At 52.1% G+C, this 19,914-nt stretch carries 18 protein-coding genes; 15 read left to right on the top strand and 3 right to left on the bottom strand.

Features of this window, described 5'->3' with window-relative positions; translation table 11 throughout:
• The first annotated feature begins 73 nt into the window (after window positions 1-73).
• From gmd to ACP7BO_RS09115, 13 genes are all read left to right on the top strand, one after another.
• Entirely contained in the window at window positions 74-1,195 is a 1,122-nt protein-coding gene (gene gmd, locus ACP7BO_RS09175; RefSeq protein ID WP_426209781.1) for a GDP-mannose 4,6-dehydratase, read from the top strand.
• Window positions 1,196-1,197: 2 nt separating this feature from the next.
• Complete coding sequence (gene fcl / locus ACP7BO_RS09170; RefSeq protein ID WP_426209779.1) at window positions 1,198-2,175, top strand: GDP-L-fucose synthase; 978 nt, start codon at window positions 1,198-1,200, stop codon at window positions 2,173-2,175.
• A complete protein-coding gene (locus ACP7BO_RS09165) occupies window positions 2,175-3,383 on the top strand; it encodes a glycosyltransferase WbuB (RefSeq protein WP_426209777.1) in 1,209 nt (402 codons plus the stop codon). Before fcl ends, ACP7BO_RS09165 begins: the two co-directional genes overlap by 1 nt.
• Before the next feature lie 3 nt (window positions 3,384-3,386).
• Window positions 3,387-3,857, top strand: coding sequence for a GDP-mannose mannosyl hydrolase (locus tag ACP7BO_RS09160; RefSeq protein WP_426209775.1), 471 nt, complete (start codon window positions 3,387-3,389; stop codon window positions 3,855-3,857).
• A gap of 28 nt (window positions 3,858-3,885) precedes the next feature.
• The gene (locus ACP7BO_RS09155; protein ID WP_426209773.1) at window positions 3,886-5,295 is read left to right on the top strand and encodes a mannose-1-phosphate guanylyltransferase/mannose-6-phosphate isomerase; all 1,410 of its coding nucleotides are present in this window, start codon (window positions 3,886-3,888) and stop codon (window positions 5,293-5,295) included.
• A 303-nt stretch (window positions 5,296-5,598) separates the two neighbouring features.
• On the top strand, window positions 5,599-5,913 hold the full coding sequence (locus ACP7BO_RS09150) for a hypothetical protein (RefSeq protein WP_426209771.1): 315 nt from the start codon (window positions 5,599-5,601) through the stop codon (window positions 5,911-5,913).
• Window positions 5,914-5,999: 86 nt separating this feature from the next.
• The gene (locus ACP7BO_RS09145; protein ID WP_426210362.1) at window positions 6,000-7,112 is read left to right on the top strand and encodes a polysaccharide biosynthesis/export family protein; all 1,113 of its coding nucleotides are present in this window, start codon (window positions 6,000-6,002) and stop codon (window positions 7,110-7,112) included.
• A gap of 13 nt (window positions 7,113-7,125) precedes the next feature.
• Window positions 7,126-7,785, top strand: coding sequence for a YjbF family lipoprotein (locus ACP7BO_RS09140; protein WP_426209769.1), 660 nt, complete (start codon window positions 7,126-7,128; stop codon window positions 7,783-7,785).
• On the top strand, window positions 7,782-8,549 hold the full coding sequence (locus tag ACP7BO_RS09135) for a capsule biosynthesis GfcC family protein (RefSeq protein ID WP_426209767.1): 768 nt from the start codon (window positions 7,782-7,784) through the stop codon (window positions 8,547-8,549). Before ACP7BO_RS09140 ends, ACP7BO_RS09135 begins: the two co-directional genes overlap by 4 nt.
• Window positions 8,546-10,627: a YjbH domain-containing protein gene (locus ACP7BO_RS09130; RefSeq protein WP_426209765.1), complete on the top strand. Its 2,082-nt coding sequence runs from the start codon at window positions 8,546-8,548 to the stop codon at window positions 10,625-10,627. Before ACP7BO_RS09135 ends, ACP7BO_RS09130 begins: the two co-directional genes overlap by 4 nt.
• Window positions 10,628-11,166: 539 nt before the next feature.
• Window positions 11,167-11,871, top strand: a complete 705-nt coding sequence (locus ACP7BO_RS09125; protein ID WP_426209763.1) for a winged helix-turn-helix domain-containing protein — start codon at window positions 11,167-11,169, stop codon at window positions 11,869-11,871.
• Window positions 11,872-12,005: 134 nt separating this feature from the next.
• Window positions 12,006-12,563 carry a winged helix-turn-helix domain-containing protein gene (locus ACP7BO_RS09120; RefSeq protein ID WP_426209761.1) on the top strand — a complete coding sequence of 186 codons (558 nt, stop codon included), beginning with the start codon at window positions 12,006-12,008 and terminating at the stop codon, window positions 12,561-12,563.
• 282 nt (window positions 12,564-12,845) lie between these two features.
• Window positions 12,846-14,234, top strand: coding sequence for an undecaprenyl-phosphate glucose phosphotransferase (locus tag ACP7BO_RS09115; RefSeq protein WP_426209759.1), 1,389 nt, complete (start codon window positions 12,846-12,848; stop codon window positions 14,232-14,234).
• 514 nt (window positions 14,235-14,748) lie between these two features.
• On the opposite strand, the gene ACP7BO_RS09110 is transcribed toward ACP7BO_RS09115, so the two are convergent.
• Together ACP7BO_RS09110 and ACP7BO_RS09105 are read right to left on the bottom strand one after the other, a co-directional pair.
• Window positions 14,749-15,366, bottom strand: coding sequence for a hypothetical protein (locus ACP7BO_RS09110; RefSeq protein ID WP_426209757.1), 618 nt, complete (start codon window positions 15,364-15,366; stop codon window positions 14,749-14,751).
• A gap of 839 nt (window positions 15,367-16,205) precedes the next feature.
• On the bottom strand, window positions 16,206-16,775 hold the full coding sequence (locus ACP7BO_RS09105; RefSeq protein ID WP_397456951.1) for a YceI family protein: 570 nt from the start codon (window positions 16,773-16,775) through the stop codon (window positions 16,206-16,208).
• A 527-nt stretch (window positions 16,776-17,302) separates the two neighbouring features.
• On the opposite strand from ACP7BO_RS09105, the gene ACP7BO_RS09100 reads away from it, so the two are divergent.
• Both ACP7BO_RS09100 and ACP7BO_RS09095 read left to right on the top strand, forming a co-directional pair.
• Entirely contained in the window at window positions 17,303-18,013 is a 711-nt protein-coding gene (locus ACP7BO_RS09100) for a serine protease (protein WP_426209755.1), read from the top strand.
• Between the two features lie 426 nt (window positions 18,014-18,439).
• The gene (locus tag ACP7BO_RS09095; protein WP_426209753.1) at window positions 18,440-18,757 is read left to right on the top strand and encodes a DUF2388 domain-containing protein; all 318 of its coding nucleotides are present in this window, start codon (window positions 18,440-18,442) and stop codon (window positions 18,755-18,757) included.
• 340 nt (window positions 18,758-19,097) lie between these two features.
• Here ACP7BO_RS09095 and ACP7BO_RS09090 read toward each other — a convergent pair whose 3' ends face one another.
• A complete protein-coding gene (locus tag ACP7BO_RS09090; RefSeq protein WP_426209751.1) occupies window positions 19,098-19,514 on the bottom strand; it encodes an Ivy family c-type lysozyme inhibitor in 417 nt (138 codons plus the stop codon).
• Window positions 19,515-19,914: the final 400 nt, after the last annotated feature.

Genomic DNA, 19,914 nt, shown 5'->3' with positions numbered 1-19,914 from the left:
CGATGCATGTGTCGCCCCAATACTATTTTAATTAATAGCAACATAAAAATTTAGACATCAAAGAAGGTCAAACATGAAGAAGCGTGCTCTTATTACTGGCATCACCGGCCAAGACGGCTCCTACCTCGCAGAACTCTTGTTGGAAAAGGGCTACGAAGTTCACGGTATCAAACGCCGCGCGTCCTCATTTAATACCCAGCGTGTAGACCATATCTATCAAGACCCACATGTCAATAACCGTAACTTCGTTCTGCACTATGGCGATTTGACGGACTCTTCCAACCTGACCCGTATTATCCAGGAAGTACAACCGGACGAGGTTTACAACCTGGGGGCGCAGTCCCATGTCGCCGTCAGCTTCGAGTCGCCGGAATACACCGCAGATGTGGATGCCATGGGTACGCTGCGAATTCTGGAAGCAATCCGCCTGCTGGGTCTGGAAAAGAAAACCCGCTTCTATCAAGCCTCAACTTCCGAACTCTACGGCCTTGTGCAGGAAACACCGCAAAAGGAAACGACTCCTTTCTATCCGCGTTCGCCGTATGCCGTGGCCAAAATGTACGCCTACTGGATTACCGTTAACTACCGCGAAGCCTACGGTATGTACGCTTGCAACGGCATCCTGTTCAACCACGAGTCGCCGCGCCGTGGTGAGACCTTTGTAACCCGCAAGATCACCCGTGCACTGGCCAATATAAGCCAAGGCCTGGAGCAATGCCTGTTCCTCGGGAATATGGATGCACTGCGTGACTGGGGCCATGCCAAAGACTACGTACGCATGCAGTGGATGATGTTGCAGCAGGACGTAGCGGATGATTTTGTGATTGCAACCGGTGTGCAGTATTCGGTGCGTGAGTTTGTTCGTTGGTCGGCGGCAGAGCTGGGCGTCACCCTGAAATTCGTAGGCGAAGGTGTCGATGAGCACGCCATTATTGCAAGCATCGACGGCGACAAAGCCCCGGCACTTAAGGTCGGCGACGTTATCGTGAAAGTCGATCCGCGTTACTTCCGCCCTGCCGAAGTTGAAACCTTGCTCGGTGATCCAACCAAAGCCAAACAAGTGCTGGGCTGGGTACCGGAAATCACTGCTCAGGAGATGTGTGCAGAAATGGTTCGCGAAGACCTCAAGGTCGCGCAGCGCCATGCACTGCTCAAAGAGCACGGTCATGACTTGCCGGTGGCTACGGAGAACTGAGTATGGCCCGTGAGTTGAACCAGAATATCTTTGTTGCCGGCCATCGCGGGATGGTCGGCTCGGCCATCGTCCGCCGTCTGCAGACACTGGGTTATACCCGTATTGTGACTGCCGGGCGTGACACCCTGAATCTGCTGGATCAACAGGCCGTGCAGGCCTTTTTCCAGGAGCACAAGATCGATCAGGTGTATCTGGCTGCGGCAAAGGTGGGCGGTATTCAGGCGAATAACACCTACCCGGCTGACTTCATCTACGAAAACCTGATGATCCAGGCCAATATCATTCAGGCAGCGCACCTGAACGATGTACACAAGTTGTTATTCCTCGGTTCGTCATGCATTTATCCCAAGCATGCCGAGCAACCTATGCGCGAAGAGGCCTTGCTCACCGGTACGCTGGAGCCCACCAATGAGCCCTATGCGATTGCCAAGATCGCCGGGATCAAGTTGTGTGAAAGCTATAACCGTCAACATGGCCGTGATTACCGCAGCGTAATGCCGACCAACCTGTATGGCCCGCATGATAACTACCATCCGCAGAACAGCCATGTGATCCCTGCCCTGCTGCGCCGCTTCCACGAAGCAGTGCAGCGCGGCGACGCAGAACTGGTGATCTGGGGCACCGGTACGCCGATGCGCGAGTTCTTGCATGTGGACGATATGGCTGCGGCCAGCATCCATGTCATGGAACTTGACGATGCCACTTATCAGGCCAATACCCAGCCGATGCTGTCGCATATCAACGTTGGCACCGGGGTTGACTGCACTATTGGTGAACTGGCTAAAACCATTGCTGAGGTGACTGGTTTTACTGGCAAGCTGACCTTCGATACCAGTAAACCGGATGGCGCTCCGCGCAAGCTGATGGATGTGTCGCGCCTCAAGTCACTGGGCTGGCAGGCCAGTATCAGCCTGGAAGACGGACTCAAAGATGCCTATGACTGGTATGTCACTAACGTGCAACAGGCGCGGACACACTGATGAAAGTTTTGCTCTACGGCATCAACTACAGCCCCGAACTGACCGGTATCGGTAAATACAGCGGTGAGATGGCTGCCTGGCTGGCCGCCCAGGGGCATGAGGTGCGGGTCGTTACAGCCCCGCCTTATTACCCGGACTGGAAGGTCTGGCAAGGCTTCAGCTCCTGGCGTTTCAACAAACGCCGGGAGGCTGGCGTCACGGTCATTCGTTGCCCGCTGTATGTTCCAGCCAAGCCGACAGCAATCAAACGCATGCTGCATTTGGCCAGTTTTTCACTGTCGTCGACCTTTGCCATGCTGACCCAGTTACGCTGGAAGCCAGAATTGGTGATTCTGGTAGTGCCAACGCTGTTTTGCGCTCCCCAGGCACTGGCTCTGGCCAAGCTGACGGGCGCCACTTCGGTGCTGCATATACAGGATTACGAAGTGGATGCCCTGTTCGGACTTTCCATCGCCAAGGGCGAGCGCCTCAAACGCTGGGCGTTTGCTGTTGAACGGAGTGTGCTGCGAGCATTTGACCGCGTGTCAACTATCTCCAGCGGCATGTTGCAGCGGGCGGCTGAAAAAGGCGTTGCCAAAGAGCGGTTGAGGTTCTTTCCCAACTGGTCCGAAACCGCCCGTTTCCGCAACGTGCGACGTGATGCAGCACTGCTACGCAGGCTTGGCGTCGATCCCGACAAGCGCGTACTGCTCTACTCCGGCAACATTGGCGAGAAGCAAGGCCTTGAATGTGTAGTCGAAGCGGCACAACGCTTGTCAGCGCGAACCGACCTGGTGTTTTTGGTGGTGGGCGAAGGTGCAGGTAAAGCCCGATTACTGGAGCTAAGCCAAAAGCACAACTTGCACAATATTGTATTCGCGCCGCTTCAGCCCTATGACGACCTGCCTGCCCTGCTGGCTTCGGCCGACTGTCATTTGGTGATCCAGAAACGCGGGGCCGCAGATGCTGTATTGCCGTCCAAGCTCACCAATATCCTGGCAGTAGGCGGCAATGCCTTGATCACCGCTGATCCTGATACCAGCTTGGGGTTGCTGTGTTCGGAGTACCCAGGTATCGCCACCCTGGTGGAGCCTGAATCGGTCGAGGCCTTGATCAAGGGTATCGAGACCGTTTTATCCATGTCTGCACCGAATGTGATTGCTACTGGCTATGCCTGCGAGTTTTTGGATAAAGACCAGATATTGAATCGTTTCCTGACCGAGATTTAAATCATGTGGCTCAGCAACGAACTGTTTCGCAGCGTTGTCGATTCAACACCCTTGATCTCCATCGACCTGGTGGTTCAAAACAGCAAGGGCGAATGCCTGTTGGGGCAACGGCTTAATCGGCCGGCCCAGGGCAACTGGTTTGTCCCCGGTGGACGCATCCTCAAAAATGAAACCCTGGATGCGGCCTTTGACAGGCTGACCCTGGAAGAGTTGGGCAAGGCCAGTCAGCGTAGCGACGCCCGCTTGTTGGGGGTGTATGAACACTTTTACGCTGACAGCGTGTTTGCGGCGCCCGGGCAAGGTCCGGACACCCACTACGTGGTACTCGCTTACCAACTGGTTCTGGGTGCGGACGACATTTTGCATCCCCCTCACGCTCAGCATGATGCTTATCGATGGTGGTCTCAGGCCGAGATGCAGACCTGTGAGCAGGTACATGCCAACACACGTGCTTACCTGGATGCGCTGCGCTAACTCTTAAAGCATACAAAGGATTATGAACATGCTCTTTCCGATCATCATGGCCGGGGGGTCGGGCTCCCGTTTGTGGCCGCTATCACGGCAGCTCAATCCCAAACAGTTTCTGCCGCTGGCCGATGCTGATTTTTCAATGCTTCAGGCCACTATTCAGCGCCTTGACGGGCTGGGCGCCGAATTACCGCGGCTGATCTGCAATGAACAGCATCGCTTTCTCGCTGCCGAACAATTGCGCCTTCTGGGGCTCGATAAAGCCGGAATTTTGCTGGAGCCGGTCGGCCGCAATACCGCGCCAGCCATTGCCCTGGCAGCCTTGCAAGCCTGCAGCGAAGCCCAGGACCCGATCCTGCTGGTACTCGCAGCTGATCACCTGATCAAGGACGTGGGCGCTTTCCAGGCGAGCATCCAGACCGCCTTGCCCTTGGCGCAAGACGGCAAGCTGGTGACCTTCGGTATAGTTCCGACCCATGCGGAAACGGGCTACGGCTATATTGAGCAAGGCGACGACGTGGGAATTGGCGGTTTCAGGGTCAATCGTTTTGTTGAAAAGCCTGATCTGGTCACAGCTCAAGAGTATCTGGTCAGTGGCAGTTACTTCTGGAACAGCGGCATGTTTATGTTCCGTGCCAGTCGCTACCTGGAAGAACTGGAATGTCATCGCCCGGATATTCTGGCTGCATGCCGTGCCGCGCTGGCCGGAGGCTCGCAGGATATGCACTTTACCCGCGTAGACGAAGCCGTCTTTGCCGGCTGCCCGGATGAGTCGGTGGACTACGCCGTGATGGAAAAAACCGTCGATGCGGTAATGGTGCCACTGGATGCAGGCTGGAGCGATATTGGCTCGTGGACTGCGCTCTGGGATGTCAGTGACAAGGACCAACAGGGCAATGTGTTCAAGGGTGATGTGCTCAACCAGCAGTCACGCAATACCTATGTACATGCGGACAGCCGCCTGGTTGCGACTGTCGGCCTGGATGACCTGGTGATTGTAGAAACCAAGGATGCGGTACTGGTCGCTCACAAGGACCATGTACAGGATGTGAAGAAGATCGTCGAGCAATTGAAAAGCGGCTCGCGTACTGAACATATCAACCATCGCGAGGTCTATCGGCCGTGGGGCGTCTATGACTCCGTCGACAATGGCCATCGCTATCAGGTCAAGCGCATCACCGTGAAACCGGGCGCCAAACTCTCGGTGCAGATGCATCACCATCGTGCCGAACACTGGATCGTGGTAAGCGGTACAGCCAGGGTGACCAATGGTGAAAAAACCTATCTGGTGTGCGAAAATGAGTCGACTTATATTCCAATTGGTCAGATCCATGCACTGGAAAATCCAGGGGTAATTCCTCTGGAACTGATTGAAGTGCAATCAGGTTCATATTTGGGTGAAGACGATATTGTTCGTTTTGAAGACAAGTATGGTCGGACGTAAATCTGGACTGATGCAATTGAATGTAGAAACTACCATTCAAAGATGTTGCTCTAAACATTTACCCAGCCCCTGCAGATAACTGCAGACTAGACGGGCGTTATAAAAGGTCAGCAACACTGACCGCTCTGCGCAGGTATTCTTGAGCCGTTATTGCACATTAAAATGCCTGTACAGAATCACTTGAGTGCCACACTTATAGCGCCATCAGGGGCTTGAAGCATATCCAGGGTTCGACGTTCATAGCCTTGGACATAGGCGCTACAGCACTAACGCCAATACAGACTTTTACAAAAGGATTTTCAAATGAATAAATTTATCGTTTCCGCCCTCGCCCTTGCCCTGAGCGCATCTGCATTCGCAGCTGAGCCTGCGGCTAACGCACCTGCAACAAATACACCTGCAGCTGAAACTGGCGCTGCCTCGGACTCATCTTTGGCTACCGAAACCGGCGTACTGGGTGGCGTTAGCACCACTACTGCAGTAGGTCTGGGTGTTGCCGCTGCTGCCGGTATTGCAGCTGCAGCTTCGGGTGGCGGTGGCGGTGGCGGCAGCAACGGCGGCACCACTGGCACTACTGGCACTACTGGTACCACAGGCACTACCGGTACTACTCGCTAAGTACCCGCCAGGTCGAAAGGACTAAACCACCTGGGATACTCCAGGCATTTGATTTTGATGTGTTTCCTTTACAAGTGTCCTCAATGATGATTCGTAGTTTGTCGCTCGCGGTACTTGCAGGGTTCGCCCTGCAAGGTTGTATGTTTGCGCCCGGTCAGTACCTGGATACCAGTGAAATCGGGACTGAAGGCTCACCAGAAAGCAGTCGGGTAGAGCTAATACCCATCACTCCCAAGCTGATTGCGCAAAACGCGGCGACACACGTCTCAAGCTCGGTGCCAGCAGAATTGCTGGCATTCAAGCCTGCGGCCTACCGGATTGGTGCCAATGATGTGCTGTATATCACTGTTTGGGATCATCCCGAATTGACAGCCCCATCAGGCGCGCAACAACAGATTGACGCTAACGGTCGCCTGGTGCGACCGGACGGTACTATTTTCTACCCGTATATCGGCAAGCTTGATGCTGCGGGTAAAACCATCGAAGAACTGCGTTCGACAATTGCCCAACGTCTGGCGCAATACGTTGACAGTCCACAGGTGGATTTGAGTGTTCTACGATTTGCCAGTCAAAAGGCAATTCTTGCCGGAGCTGTAGTTAAAGCCGGGCCATTGCCTATTACTACCTCGCCTATGAGCGTGGTTGAAGCACTCGGCGTTGCTGGTATTGAACCGCTGAATGCTGACCTGTCCGGACTGACGCTGACCCGTGACGGCAAAGAATATGTGCTGGATATCGATGCGCTCAACACGACCGGATCGCAGTTGCACAATGTCTTTTTGAAAGACGGTGACCAACTGTACCTGCCATACAATGACCGCAAAAAGATTTATGTTATGGGTGAGGTTCTTGCACCCCAGGCAATACGTTTTAAAACCAAGCACATGAGCCTGGCTGATGTCGTCGGCTCTGTCGGTGGTTTGAACCAAACCACCTCCAACGGCAATGCGCTGTATGTGATCCGTGGTGCCGAGAATATCGAAACCGAGCCGGCCAAGGTCTACCAGCTTGACGCCGAGTCGCCTGTCGCTTTTGCGATTGCCAACCGTTTTGAACTCAAACCTCAGGATATTGTTTACGTTGGCCCCGCCCAAGTTACCCGCTGGAACCGTCTGATCAGCCAGTTGCTGCCATCGGCCACCATTCTGGGTACCGGTGCCGCCGCAGGTAACAACCTCAGTGAAGCTAACAGCCGATAAGGTTTGAGCCGTTTTGAAAACTCTTCGTAACCGCTCATGCCTAGTGGCGTGCCTGCTGCTGTGTGGCTGCAGCCCGCTGATGAAAGCATCCGTTGACACCTTCAAAGCTACCCTCCACAGCGCCGAGCCGTTGCCACTGACGGCTGACGATGTGGCGGCGGTACCTTATGCGCAAATTTTGGTCACCACCCCTTCCAGTCAAGGGGTCATGGCCAAACTGCGACAACAGGGCGATTTGCAGTACTGGGTTGCCTCGGGCAAACAAGTACTGCTGATGCGCAACGGCCTAGTGGTTCGCACCACCGGGCTGGAGCCAGGCCTGGACGGCACTCATTTTGACGGCCAGTCGCCCTTCAAGCGCGGCTTGCAGCATATTGCCGACGGCGAGCGCAGTACGCGCTGGATCGACATGTATAAGGGCGAACAGGTCGGTCTGGCGGTCAATAGCCGCTTTATCCGTAAAGGGCTGGAAACCGTGACCATCCTCGACACCCCCTATGTACTGCAGCGTGTCGATGAACAGGTGGAAATCCCGGCCCTGGGCTTTAGCGGCACCAACCGTTATTGGGTGCGGCCTGCCGACGGCATTATCTTGCAGAGCGAGCAGTATGTGACTCCGGGGCTGTTGCTGAGGATTGTGCACCTGCGCCCTGACTGGGAGGTTACCCAGTGAAGCATTTGAAAAAACTGGCATTGTGCGTGCTGCTGAGCCATGCCTCCCTGAGCCAGGCCGCAGTGTCTGTTAGCGGTGATGTGTCAAAGCCCATCAGTGTCGCTTATACACCCGGCATGCGCTTGCTGGACGTGATCCGCCAGGCGCGCCCCAACCCGGAAAGTTACTGGTTGGCAGCGGCATGGTTGCATCAGCCCGAAATGGAAAAACAGACACGGCTTAAAGTGGGCGTGCTGTTTGATTTGAAAATGCTCCAGCGTGGCGCCCTGCTCAACAACAAGGACGCCTTGGCAGCTACGGCTGTGCGCCTTTATGAAGAGGTCGACCGGCTGCCGGTTACCGGCCGTAAAGTTGCCAATCTGGACCCAATCGCACTGGAAGTCGGTTTTGCTCGTAACTATCTGCTTAGCGATGGTGATCGGGTTATTTACCCTGCCCGTACCAATACGGTGACCGTACTCGGCGCCGTGGAGCAGCGCTGTGTGCTGCCCTATCAGGCCATGCAAGAGGTACGCGATTATCTCGACCATTGCCCGCGCCTGAAACAAGCAGAGAGCGATTTTCTGTGGTTGATTCGTCCAGATGGCACCTACAAGCAAGTCGCCATTGCTGCCTGGAACCGTGAGGACAGCGTGCATGCGGTCGCCGGCAGCACGATTTTAGTGCCGGTACGCAATGACAATGCCGATTTGCCCACGCCTGATTTGAACGAGCAGTTGGCGCAGTTTCTTGCCACTCAACCGCTGGCTGAGGTTGCACCTTGAAGTTACGTTTTGCTGTTGTCGTCTTGTTGCCCTATAGCTTGGCCCATGCGGAGCCACGCTATACACAAAATGATTTTGGTGGTGTTGGCTTGCTGCAAACACCAACCGCCCGTATGGCACCCGCAGGTGAATTAAGCCTGAACGCTAACCGCACAGAACCTTATTCACGTTACAGCCTGTCTTTGCAGCCACTTGACTGGCTCGAAGGGACATTCCGCTATACCTCCATTTCCAACCGGATGTACGGGTCGGAGGCCTTAAGTGGAAAGCAAAGCTATAAGGATAAGGCGGTCGATGCCAAAGCCCGTCTCTGGCAAGAAAGCCACTGGCTACCAGAGGTAGCGTTGGGTTTCCGCGATATCGGCGGTACAGGCTTGTTCTCCAGCGAGTACTTTGTAGCCAACAAGCGCTACAAAGACCTGGATTTCAGCCTGGGTATTGCCTGGGGCTATATCGGTAACCGCGGTGATTTTGACAACCCTCTTGGGTATATCGATGACCGTTTTGACTCTCGACCAACTCCCACCACTGCCGGTGATGTGAACACCAGTTCGTATTTCCGTGGCAAGCCGGGTTTATTTGGCGGGGTCACCTATCAAACTCCATGGCAGCCGTTGAGTGTCAAAATAGAATTTGATGGCAACGATTACAAAAACGAACCTCAAAGCAACAACCAGGTTCAGGACTCCCCGATCAATATCGGCGCAGTCTACAAACTTAACGAGAATATTGACCTGACTGCTGGCTGGGAACGCGGCAATACCGCCCTGTTCGGTATTACCCTGCACACCAATTTTGTCAGCCGCAAAGCGCCGGCCAAAACCTACGACCCTCCTGCCCAACCGCTGCCGGCCAATACGCCAACCGTAGGGCTGGACCAGGTTGACTGGGCCGAGGTGTCGAAAAAGCTGGAAAGCAACGCCGGTTATAAAGTCGAGCGTATTGCCCAACGTGATTCAGAGCTGATGGTGTATGGCGAGCAGTCCAAGTATTTCTACTCCGCCAAGGGTGCAGGCCGCGCCAGCCGGATTCTGGACAATAACGCCAATGATGAGATCCAGTGGTTTACCCTGGTGAACAAGCGTTATGACATGCCGGTGGAAGAAACCAGCGTGCCGCGCTCAACCTTCCGCAATGTGATCAATAACGAGCAAGATCTGGTGGACCTGCATCGCACCACCGAGGTCAATCGCGCTACCGCCCATTACGATAAAACCCTGTATCAGCAAAAGCCGGATCCGTTTACCTATGGCTTTGGCCTGGGCTACCAGCAAAATCTGGGTGGCCCCGATGGATTCCTGCTCTACCAGATCAGCGCCTATGCCGAAGGGCAATATCGCTTCACCCCAAGCACTTGGGCGAGTGGTGGCATCAGCGCCAACCTGCTGAACAACTACGACAAATTCAAATACGATACCGCGAGTAATCTTCCGAGGGTGCGAACCGATTTGCGCCAATATGCAACCACTTCCGATATCACCATGCCGGCCTTGCAGCTTAACAAGGCAAAACGACTGGATCAGGATCTGTATGGCATGGTCTATGGCGGTTATCTGGAACCGATGTACGCCGGTGTCGGCGGTGAACTGTTGTATCGCCCGATGGGTGAACGCTGGTCGATCGGTGCCGATTTGAACTATGTGCGCCAACGAGATTTTGATCAGGGCTTCGGGTTGCGAGACTACAAAACCCTGACTGGCCATGTCACTACCTATACCAAGCTGCCGTTTGATCTGGACGCAGCAGTCAGTGTAGGTCGCTACCTGGCCCGCGACTGGGGTACCACTATCGATATTTCCCGCGAGTTTACCAATGGCGTGAAGTTCGGCGGCTGGGTAACCCGTACCACGGCATCCAAGGAAGAATACGGCGAAGGTAGTTTTGACAAGGGCATTTATATCTCGATTCCGTTCGACGAGATGATGAGTGTTTCGACCATGAGCCGCGCAAACATTGCATGGGCTCCGCTGACTCGAGACGGTGGCGCCATGCTGCATCGCCAGTACTCGCTGCATACGATGACCGACGGCCGCAACCGCGATGCGTTTTATGAGAACTTTGAAAAGATCACCGAGTGAATGAACAGCTCCAACACATTGTTGGGCTGCTAATTAAGCTATGGACTGTGACTTTTACCCCGTTAGCACTGGTCTGCTGTTAGCAGCCCAGTGCTCGCAACCGATTCCGGAAGTGTTTGCTCAGTGAGGCCAGATGGGTCATCCCTTTGTTAGCTTCCTAGCCTTGTCTGTGAGTTTCCATCTGGCGCGTCAGCAGATCTAGCTCCACTGAGTAGCTTTGGCCAGATGCATCACGGGGGTCATGAAAATATGCCAAGGGACGCGCACTCCTCTCTTACGATGCAATGGCCAACCCTGGAAGAGTTTAAGGTGTTTCTAGAAGCCTGACCGATTTTTGGTGCAGACTACACAACGCCATTCAACGTATCGGACATAGTGCGTCTTCGGCCTGAATGCGCTGAAGATTTTTCCTGATTGTGACCTCTGGGGAAACTGTTATCGAGCTATGAAATACACCCTGACAATGTTATAAATTGTCGGTTTCAACGTAGGCGGGTATGGCAAAATCAGGCCGCCTCTAGGTATTTGGGTTAGGTGATATGCTTTCCGCAGGATGCAAGGCCGATACAAACACCGCTTCAGTGTTAAATTGTATACAAACCGAAGCGCTCAATGACGATATTAAAAATCTTGTATCATCAGACATGAGGACAGTTGACGCCCGCGATTACTTAACGACCAAAGAGTATGATTTTTACGGCATAGATGCGTTTTTCATCGAAGCAGGACAACCCGATGGTATTAATGACAGCATCGAATTGGTTAAAAAAGTCCGTTTGGTCAATCACACCGCTTGCATCTTTATATTGGTAACCAATACCAAGGCATTCTCAAGCGTTAATTATTATCTTGCCGGAGCTGACCACTGTATTAAATTGCCGAGCGACGCAGAGGAGAAGTCGAAACTTTTATCACGCACACTCGACGATTCCCACTGGAAGAAAACAACCCAGTTATTCCTCGATCGCACTCGACTGTTGTTAAGCAGTAGCACCAATAAGCTTGAAATATCGTATACCGAAATGACCATTATTGATGCTCTACTGCGCGCACCTAATCATGCATTGAGCCAGGACGATATTGCAAAAACACTGGATCCAAATATTGTTTTTTATGACCCGAGAGCACTGGAAAAAACCATCAGCCGATTAAGGACCAAAATAAAAAAATCTTACTCGTTAGAACTTATATTCAGTGTAAGAGCGTTCGGCTATCGACTGCGCAGAGGTACAGTTTCCGCTTGATATCAGTATGTATTCCTGACGAATTTTTGATAGTGCCTTTGAGTCGTACCTGGCCACCACATGTAGTAATCAGGAAAACGAACGCGTCACATTGGATTGACCATGCCATATCTGACACAGGGATGAGTTGAAGCATGAAGCCCACGCTTAGAATTTTTAATTATTCACCCCGCACAAATGTCTATATATCACCGCAGCACAGTCACTTGGCACATAATCTTGTTACCTTATGGACAGGCGCTTCTTCACACCGACAGAGCCATCCAAGAAAACCACTGCCACTCAAAAATCACGCCCACCCCCTCAAGGTATTCGATACTCCAGCCTTGAGCATAACGTCGACGACCAGTGCTCCAATGCCAGCTAACCAAATACCCCCCGCGCACTCACCTACGCCTGAAACCTGGATGTTCAACTTCGCGTCAAGAGAATTGAGCACAGCAGCAGCTGGAATACAGCTCACTGCTATTGAGTCCTTGCTAATAAAAACGTTGATGCTTAACGAAGCACGGATTTGCAGCAAGCAAGAGCTTATTTCAGGTATCGATAAGGACGTTAACAGCTATAGAGGGCTCGAAATGTGTTTGAGCCGACTTCAGAGCAAGTTCAAAGATGCCTTCGGAGAACGCTTGTTTCGCTCGGTACGAAACCGAGGTTACTGCTTGGTGCAGGACGTGAAAAGCGCGCAGTGACATCGGATACCCGGCACCAATATAGCGCCCTGAGTATCGCCAGTTGATATTTCATATCCATAGTATCAAAAATTACTTTCGCTCAAGACTACATGGCTATATGACATCATTATAAATGTTATAAATGGTCGAGCATTGCTTTTTCATATCCCTTATTATTGGCTATTAATTCAGCCGCTGTAATCAGTACTTTACGAATCCGACACACATGAAGAATGCAGCGATTGCAACACTATCGCCAGCAACTCTCATACTGACAAAAACTTATACAAGGCTGATACCTTGATACATACTCGCATAGATAGAAAATCCATCACCAAAGGGCTCACCTTTTGGGGACAGTGGTTCATTTCTATGAGCCTCGTCATATCAGCACTGTTTGGTATGGTTTACGCCAAAAACGGTGTTATCGACCTCCACTACCGAACACTCGCCATTTTAGCTGTCCTTTTGTCAGTGCCCGCATACTCTGTATCCAAGGCTTTTTACAAAAGACATTCTTACCTTAATGGATTGCTCCGCCTATTATGCGGATGGGTGTTCATCCTGGCGTCCTTGAGCATTATTGGATTTATCACAAAGTCCAATGAATTATTTTCTCGAGAAATCATGATCAGCTGGGCACTTCTTGGTTATGCCATTCAAGTACCGGCCTATTTGATTCTTCACTTCTTATCCCGCTACTACCACCAACATATAAACCATCATTACAATAGTCTTATTATTGGGTCAGACGGTGTCGCGCTGAAGTTAGCTGACAGCTTTATTCAACAAAACCACTTTCCATTGGTTGGCGTTGTCAGTGCCTCTCCATTTGAGGACGCCGAAAACTCGCCATTAATTGTTGGTGAACTGACGCAGCTGCGGGCACTGATAACTGAGCACAACATACGTCGACTTTACATAGCATTATCATTGCAGGATGCCCAGCGTATTGAGGCACTTTATATTGATCTGCTTGACATGAATGTTGACGTAGTGTGGGTTCCTGATCTGGACAGCATGCTGCTGCTAAACCACTCGGTCAGCGAAGTCGGCGGTCGTCCGGCTATTCACTTGAACGAAAGTCCGCTGACGAGCCACCCCACTGCTGCTTTTAGCAAGGCACTGATGGAGCGCTCTCTTTCGCTAGGCGCAATCATTGCCCTTAGCCCGCTGCTGATCCTGATTGCACTCGCGGTTAAATTGTCTTCTCCTGGCCCCATTATTTTCAAACAACAGCGACACGGCTGGAATGGCAAAGTCATACAGGTATGGAAATTTCGCTCCATGCAAGTTCATGACGACAAACACGTACAGCAAGCCAGCCGAAATGACTCTCGTGTGACTGCCGTCGGGCGTATTATCCGGCGCACTTCGCTGGATGAATTGCCGCAACTATTCAACGTTCTACACGGTGATATGGCTCTTGTAGGTCCACGCCCACATGCCGTTGCCCACAATGATTATTACACCGGAAAAATCCACGCTTATATGGCCCGCCACCGGATCAAGCCGGGTATCACCGGTTTGGCTCAGATCAGTGGTTGCCGCGGAGAAACGGACACCATTGACAAGATGCAAAAGCGGGTTGAAATAGATCTCCACTACATCAATAACTGGTCGCTGTGGCTCGATATAAAAATCATGATTAAGACCCCTCTAACCCTGATCTCAAAAGATATTTATTGATCGATACCACGAAGTCTCAGTCCGTGATTAGTACGACTGTTGGTTGCTTAAGAACAAAAAGTAATATAGCGAGCAGTCTTTAATGCTACCCATCTCAAGCAAGTCAATACATAACAGCGCATACACTGTGGAAGCCATATTGAATGCGTTGATTGAGAGGGTCTGAAGTAAGACACGTACTGAGTTTTTTGCCACATCACCAAGGTTTTGGTCCAGCAAACCCTAGAGACAGATATTCAGAAGCCCCGCAGACGTCAGCCTGCGGGGCTTTTTCTTTTTGGCGCTTTCCAGCGCTTGGCAATTTTTCGCTGCTACTGGCAAAAGCTGAATGTGACAGATGCGAGGGCAAAGGGATGAGCAACACAACTAAACACGGATGGGCATGGTCCTCTCATAGGATTCGCGGCTTGCAGTGCTCCCGAGTGTCCTCCCTCTATAGGGCTAGTCTGTATATCACTCGAGGTGATAGCGGCACGTTTTTCAACGATGCCACCCTGCATATCCACATCCACCGCTAACCGGCTATATCTCGCCAATGCGCACGCTTAAACGCATGTTCAGCGCCCGAAAGCGATGTAGCTATTTGGTCCAGCAGCCCTTCCGCTGTAAATTTGGGAACCAAACTGCAGACCAACACTACAGCAAGGCCCGTCACTAGGGCCGGCGTCGGGATTTTGCCGATTTGGCTTTTCTCCAGCCTGAACAAAAATATGCAAGCTGCCACTGAGCCAATTAGTGCTCCTGCAATGGCTTCCGGTAAAGGATGAATCGTTTGTCCTACATAATTGACACTGAACCACCAGGTAGCCAGCAACCCGATCCCGAGAGCGGGCCAACGCAACCGGTGATCTATCTGCCGAAAAAGTAGGCTCAGCATTACCGTAAATACCAGACACGCATTCATTGCGTGGCCACTGAAGACGGCTATATCCAACCCCTCAAGACCAACACCCCAGCCTTTGAACAACACTTTACTGACGCCTACCACGAAATAGGCCGACATCAGCACGCCAATCCATACAGAAGCCATTTTCCTCGAAGCGGCAGACCATAGCCAAAAAGCAACGACCAACGCCGCCGGAAACATTACGGTAATGCCCCCGTATTGGGTGATGTACAACTTGACGTCCATGTTTCCCTCATTAATAGACTGAGTAAGGCTTCGCAGAACCGCTAAGCCCCAGTTTATCTCATTGGAGTACGTCACAAACATCTGCTTTTCGTACTGCACATTCTGTGCGACCGCCTGATTGCTCAACTACAGAAAGTTCACAGCGGGTACTACTGAATGAAATATTTTTTGAACTCATTTATCTTTTCCGATCCTGCTGTTGCAGCGCCCCAATAGTCCTCGACATATTGCCCAGATCACTTAATATCTCGTATAAGGCAATCTTTCCAGTGAGAAGTTTATCGTGTTTATATCTGACCAATAGACAACCCAATCCGGGCATGTGTTCCGGGATAAGCTGCGAATACAAGTTCATAGCCCCACACAACATCTTTCTTGACTGTCATTACTACTCGTTAAAGCTTCATCCCAAACTGATAATGCGTAGGTTGACTTGGTTGCCGGCGACTTACCATGACGACTCAACCTCGGAAAACAGGATAAGTCGACAGTATACCGAAGGAAATTCGCTACAGATGTAATGGCCCGAGTGGCCATTACTGGAATGACTAAATCATCATATTTTCCAGGTCAACTCTGGCTTGCACCGCCGCCTTTTACATCGTCGAAACCCGGGGCGGTTCAGAATCAGGCGCAACCACTCGGGGACTAGGTGCACCTGAGCACTTCGTGAAAACGCTGGTCAGCGATGAGGTAAAAGTGGCCACTGATTCCGACTGGAAGAAAATTACCGAACACGGCCTCAAGGTCGCCGGGCTCGAAAAGCAGCACCTCGAATAGATCTGCGTATCAGGGCCGGTTCACGCCATAAATAGATAGGGACTTGGGACGCAGTGGGATCAATGTTCCGGTGTCACTATCCGCAATCGTATGTCGATATCGTCGGAAACAAAACTGTCAGACCACTCGCCTGCGCCAACGTTGAAGTCACTGCGTTTGAGCAGCAACTCTGCGTCGAAGATGCCGATGGTTCGCTCAGACTTCAGAAGCACCGGCACTGTCACCTCCTTGGTAAGCCCCCTGAGTGTAAGGTTGCCAATGAACTGGTAGCGGTTATTGCCCAGGTCTTTAATGCGGGTCGACTCAAAGATCGCCACTGGATAAGCAGTGGTGTCGAACCAGGCAGGCTTTTGCAACTCAGTGTTGGCGTCTTCGCTACCGGCATCGATGCTGTCGAGGTCGATGGTCAGTTTGGCCCGGGCCGCCTCGGGGTGTTCGGTGTCGAAATCGAGGGTCCCGACAAATTTGCCAAACGTGCCATACACCTTTGATCCCATCTGGTTGTAGGTAAAACTTATGGTGCTGGCGCTGGGGTTGACGTTGGTGTATTCGGCGGCATCAGCCCCAGGAAAAGAGCCGAGCGTGAAAGTGACAGCCAGTGCGATGGTACGTAGCGATCGAGGGCTCATTGCACTCTCCAGGACCGGACCCTTACCGATTGTAGTCGGTCAGCACTGGCTGCAATCGACAAAAAGCAGTTGCCCGCGGGTTGACTGGCTATCAGGACGGGCAGTTACATCGCCATTGAGAGTTTCAAAGGTGCGGTGAACGGGAAAGAAGGCGCCTTCAATTTCATCCATTCTAAAACAGGTTACATACTGATCAGCGCGGGTATGTACTGGATCTGTACAAAGTATCAAATCGACGAAAACTCACAGCCGGTCCAGGAAACTAAACTCAAGCGAGATGGGCTGAAGCGGACGCCCGGTCTGGCGCTCTAATTCGATCCAGCACGCCCCCTCGCCTCCGGGCCGACACCATCAGCGCGCGAGTTTTCAGATAGCCCCAGCTGGATTTATTAGTTCATATTATTAAAAACTCGACTATAAGTAATACAGCGCCCACCCGAATAGATGATTTAGGCGCTATCTTCTACGTTGTCAAAATACTGACAATAACACTCGACTGCACTACTTCTATGAGCAGATAATTTATAATGATCAAGATAATAAGTATTTTGCTAATAGCACTTTCTATTGCAGGATGCAACGGCTTCGTCAAACCCGACTTTTCGGGCCCCATTAATGACTCATACTTTGTAGTCTACTCAGGCTTTCCAGCACCGTTTCTATATACGGGCTCGGCAGTGCAGTGGAACGAAGATTACGCCGTAACAACACGACATACACCATTCTTGCCCGATGTCGCATACACCTGCAGTACAGGCTGCGACCTCGCCTTCATCAAGCACAAAGCAGACGGTCACTATCCTTCGTGGCGAGCACCATGCTTGGGTGAGAACGTAACTTCCGCGGGCATCAGTCCCTATCTGATAACCACCACGGGCAAGGGTAAGGTGTATCAAACCCCCTTCCGTAATTTAAAAGAAAATAGCGGTGATCTTTATGGCATCCACGATGCGCCAGTAATTAAAGGGATGTCAGGTGGGCCGGTGATCGGAAGTGACGGCAGTGTTGTCGGTATAAATGCAGGTTACTACTCGGTGACACCACACGATGTAGCGACTCAGGCCGGTTTAAGAGGTGCCGAGAGGGTGAGTATCTTTGTCCCTTACTCAATTATTGCGCGCGAGTGGAGAATGTTCCAGGCTCAGCTTAATAACCAAAATAGCCCGACAGGCCCTGCCCCGAAAACTGATTTCTGCTCTAGTTTAGGTTTGAGCCCACTGAATATAAAAGCCAAATAAACAAGAACATTTTTTACCGCCTGCATACATAACTTGAGCACGTTTATTAATTATACTTTCAGGACTGACTTTTCAGTCGTCCTGAATTTATTGCTCTTAGATCATCTTTCGCCATTAGCCCTGTCTACCGCCTCGTTGTACCTGCGCGTTACCAACCCTGACGTGTATGACGTTGTGCCTGATATTAGTTGAGTCGACAAGTTATCCGGACAACAGAGCCGCCGCTTATTCAAAAAGCCATAGTGCTGAAATTTCTTGGCGGGATGAACCTCTACATTCCCACTGTCAATTTTTGCGGGTAGTGCTATCCGCGAAGCGAAAGCGCCAGCGGCTGACGTCGCTGCGTATCTGGGGTCGTTAACCGAATGGAAACCCGTGATGAGGGAGGATTGGCAATCCATAGTTAACCCAGAAGAGTCTCCCATCATGCGTCTTAAACCTGCTATCGCTACCCTCGCCTGCTTGTCCCTCACTGTCGGCACAGCGATGGCTAACAGCTTTTTGGGTGACGTCATCTCGTCCGGCGCCACCAGCAGTTCGACTTACCTGACGCTCAAGGATCACAAGCTGATCGTTGCAGCCCGGGACGATGCAAGCAGTTTTGTCGCCAGCGACGGTGGCATCCGCGGCCCGTACCTTGAAGCCGCCATGCAAAAAGCCCGCTTCGACAACCCTGATCTGCAGGCCACGGACATGGAACTGGCGAATGCGATTCTGGCGAAAAACGCCGTAGCTTGGGAGTAACGGGACAACACCTCACATAGAGTCGTGCAGACGCCAGACCTGAACCTGAGGGTTGGGCGTTTGCTGCGGGTCGCCGTTGTGGCTGTACGGGGCTGCTGCTAGGCTTGAACACCGGGTCGTTGCCGCGTGGGGCGGCCAGGTTGTCGGTGCTGACCGTGTTCGCCAGTCCCTCGGCCGCATGGGTCGCATAACCCGACCCCTGCAATGTAAACGACAAAACCTGTTGGCCCGCAGAATTAAAGAAAAGGCACTTCATGGCCAAGCCACTAAAGGAGCGCTCAACTAAGCTGCGTAGGAGCTCATGGCAGTATTACAACTGCGCCAAGTTTTGTTCCACACTTTAGTCTTCTGGGTTGTTATCAGAGAAGGACTTGTTTAGAAGCCCCTCGACAACGCTGTCAGGGTTGCCCAGCAGCTGTTTGTTGAAGGCCTCTGCATCCGCTGAACGCGTCGCGAGAAGTCCCCAGGACTTGGTTCCATCAGCATTAAAAACAACACTGAGCTGATTGTCTGCACAGTCGTGTGGCTTGCACATATGCCCCACGGTGAAGCTTTTTCCTTCAACAGAAACCCTCTCAACCGGCGAGGCGGTGCCCTGGGCTTTGCTGACCCAGCTCGGGAAGCTGAGCATCTCAGCATAGGCTTTTTTGTACGGAGTCTTACTGGCCAACTCGGGCAAATATTGCTCCGCTGAAGCTCCAGCCGCGATCAACATCATGCAAGATCCAGCCAGGATTGAGAGGCGTGTTTTTTTCATTTCAATAACTCCCTGTAAGCAACTTGGTGAGCGCATCACGCGATGCGAGACCTAATACGTCGGACACAGCCTCGCCTGAGAAGTTTCGATAACCCTGCGCAGCAAGCATTCGAGACATGCCCAACGTCCACGACTGCTCTTTTTAGAAAACGTTTAAGAATTCAGCGATTGGGGCCCGATCGACGACAGTGGACAGCCGATCAAGGCAGAAAAAGGACGCACCGTCCGGTCATTTATCGCCGCACTCAGCACCGGGCTCGCTGCAGACCATCCGGACATGCCGGCGGTCCTCCATTCAATCGGTGACTTTGTGCCAGCCACAGACCTTATGCGCGGCCTCGGCTACAACGTCGAATGACGCCGTGGACAGGGAAGCAAGCTTTACCAATGCTAACGCCTC

The organism is Pseudomonas sp. TWR2-1-1 (assembly GCF_049897045.1).
Lineage (GTDB): Bacteria > Pseudomonadota > Gammaproteobacteria > Pseudomonadales > Pseudomonadaceae > Aquipseudomonas > Aquipseudomonas versuta.
This window is presented reverse-complemented; position numbering and strand designations above follow the sequence as displayed.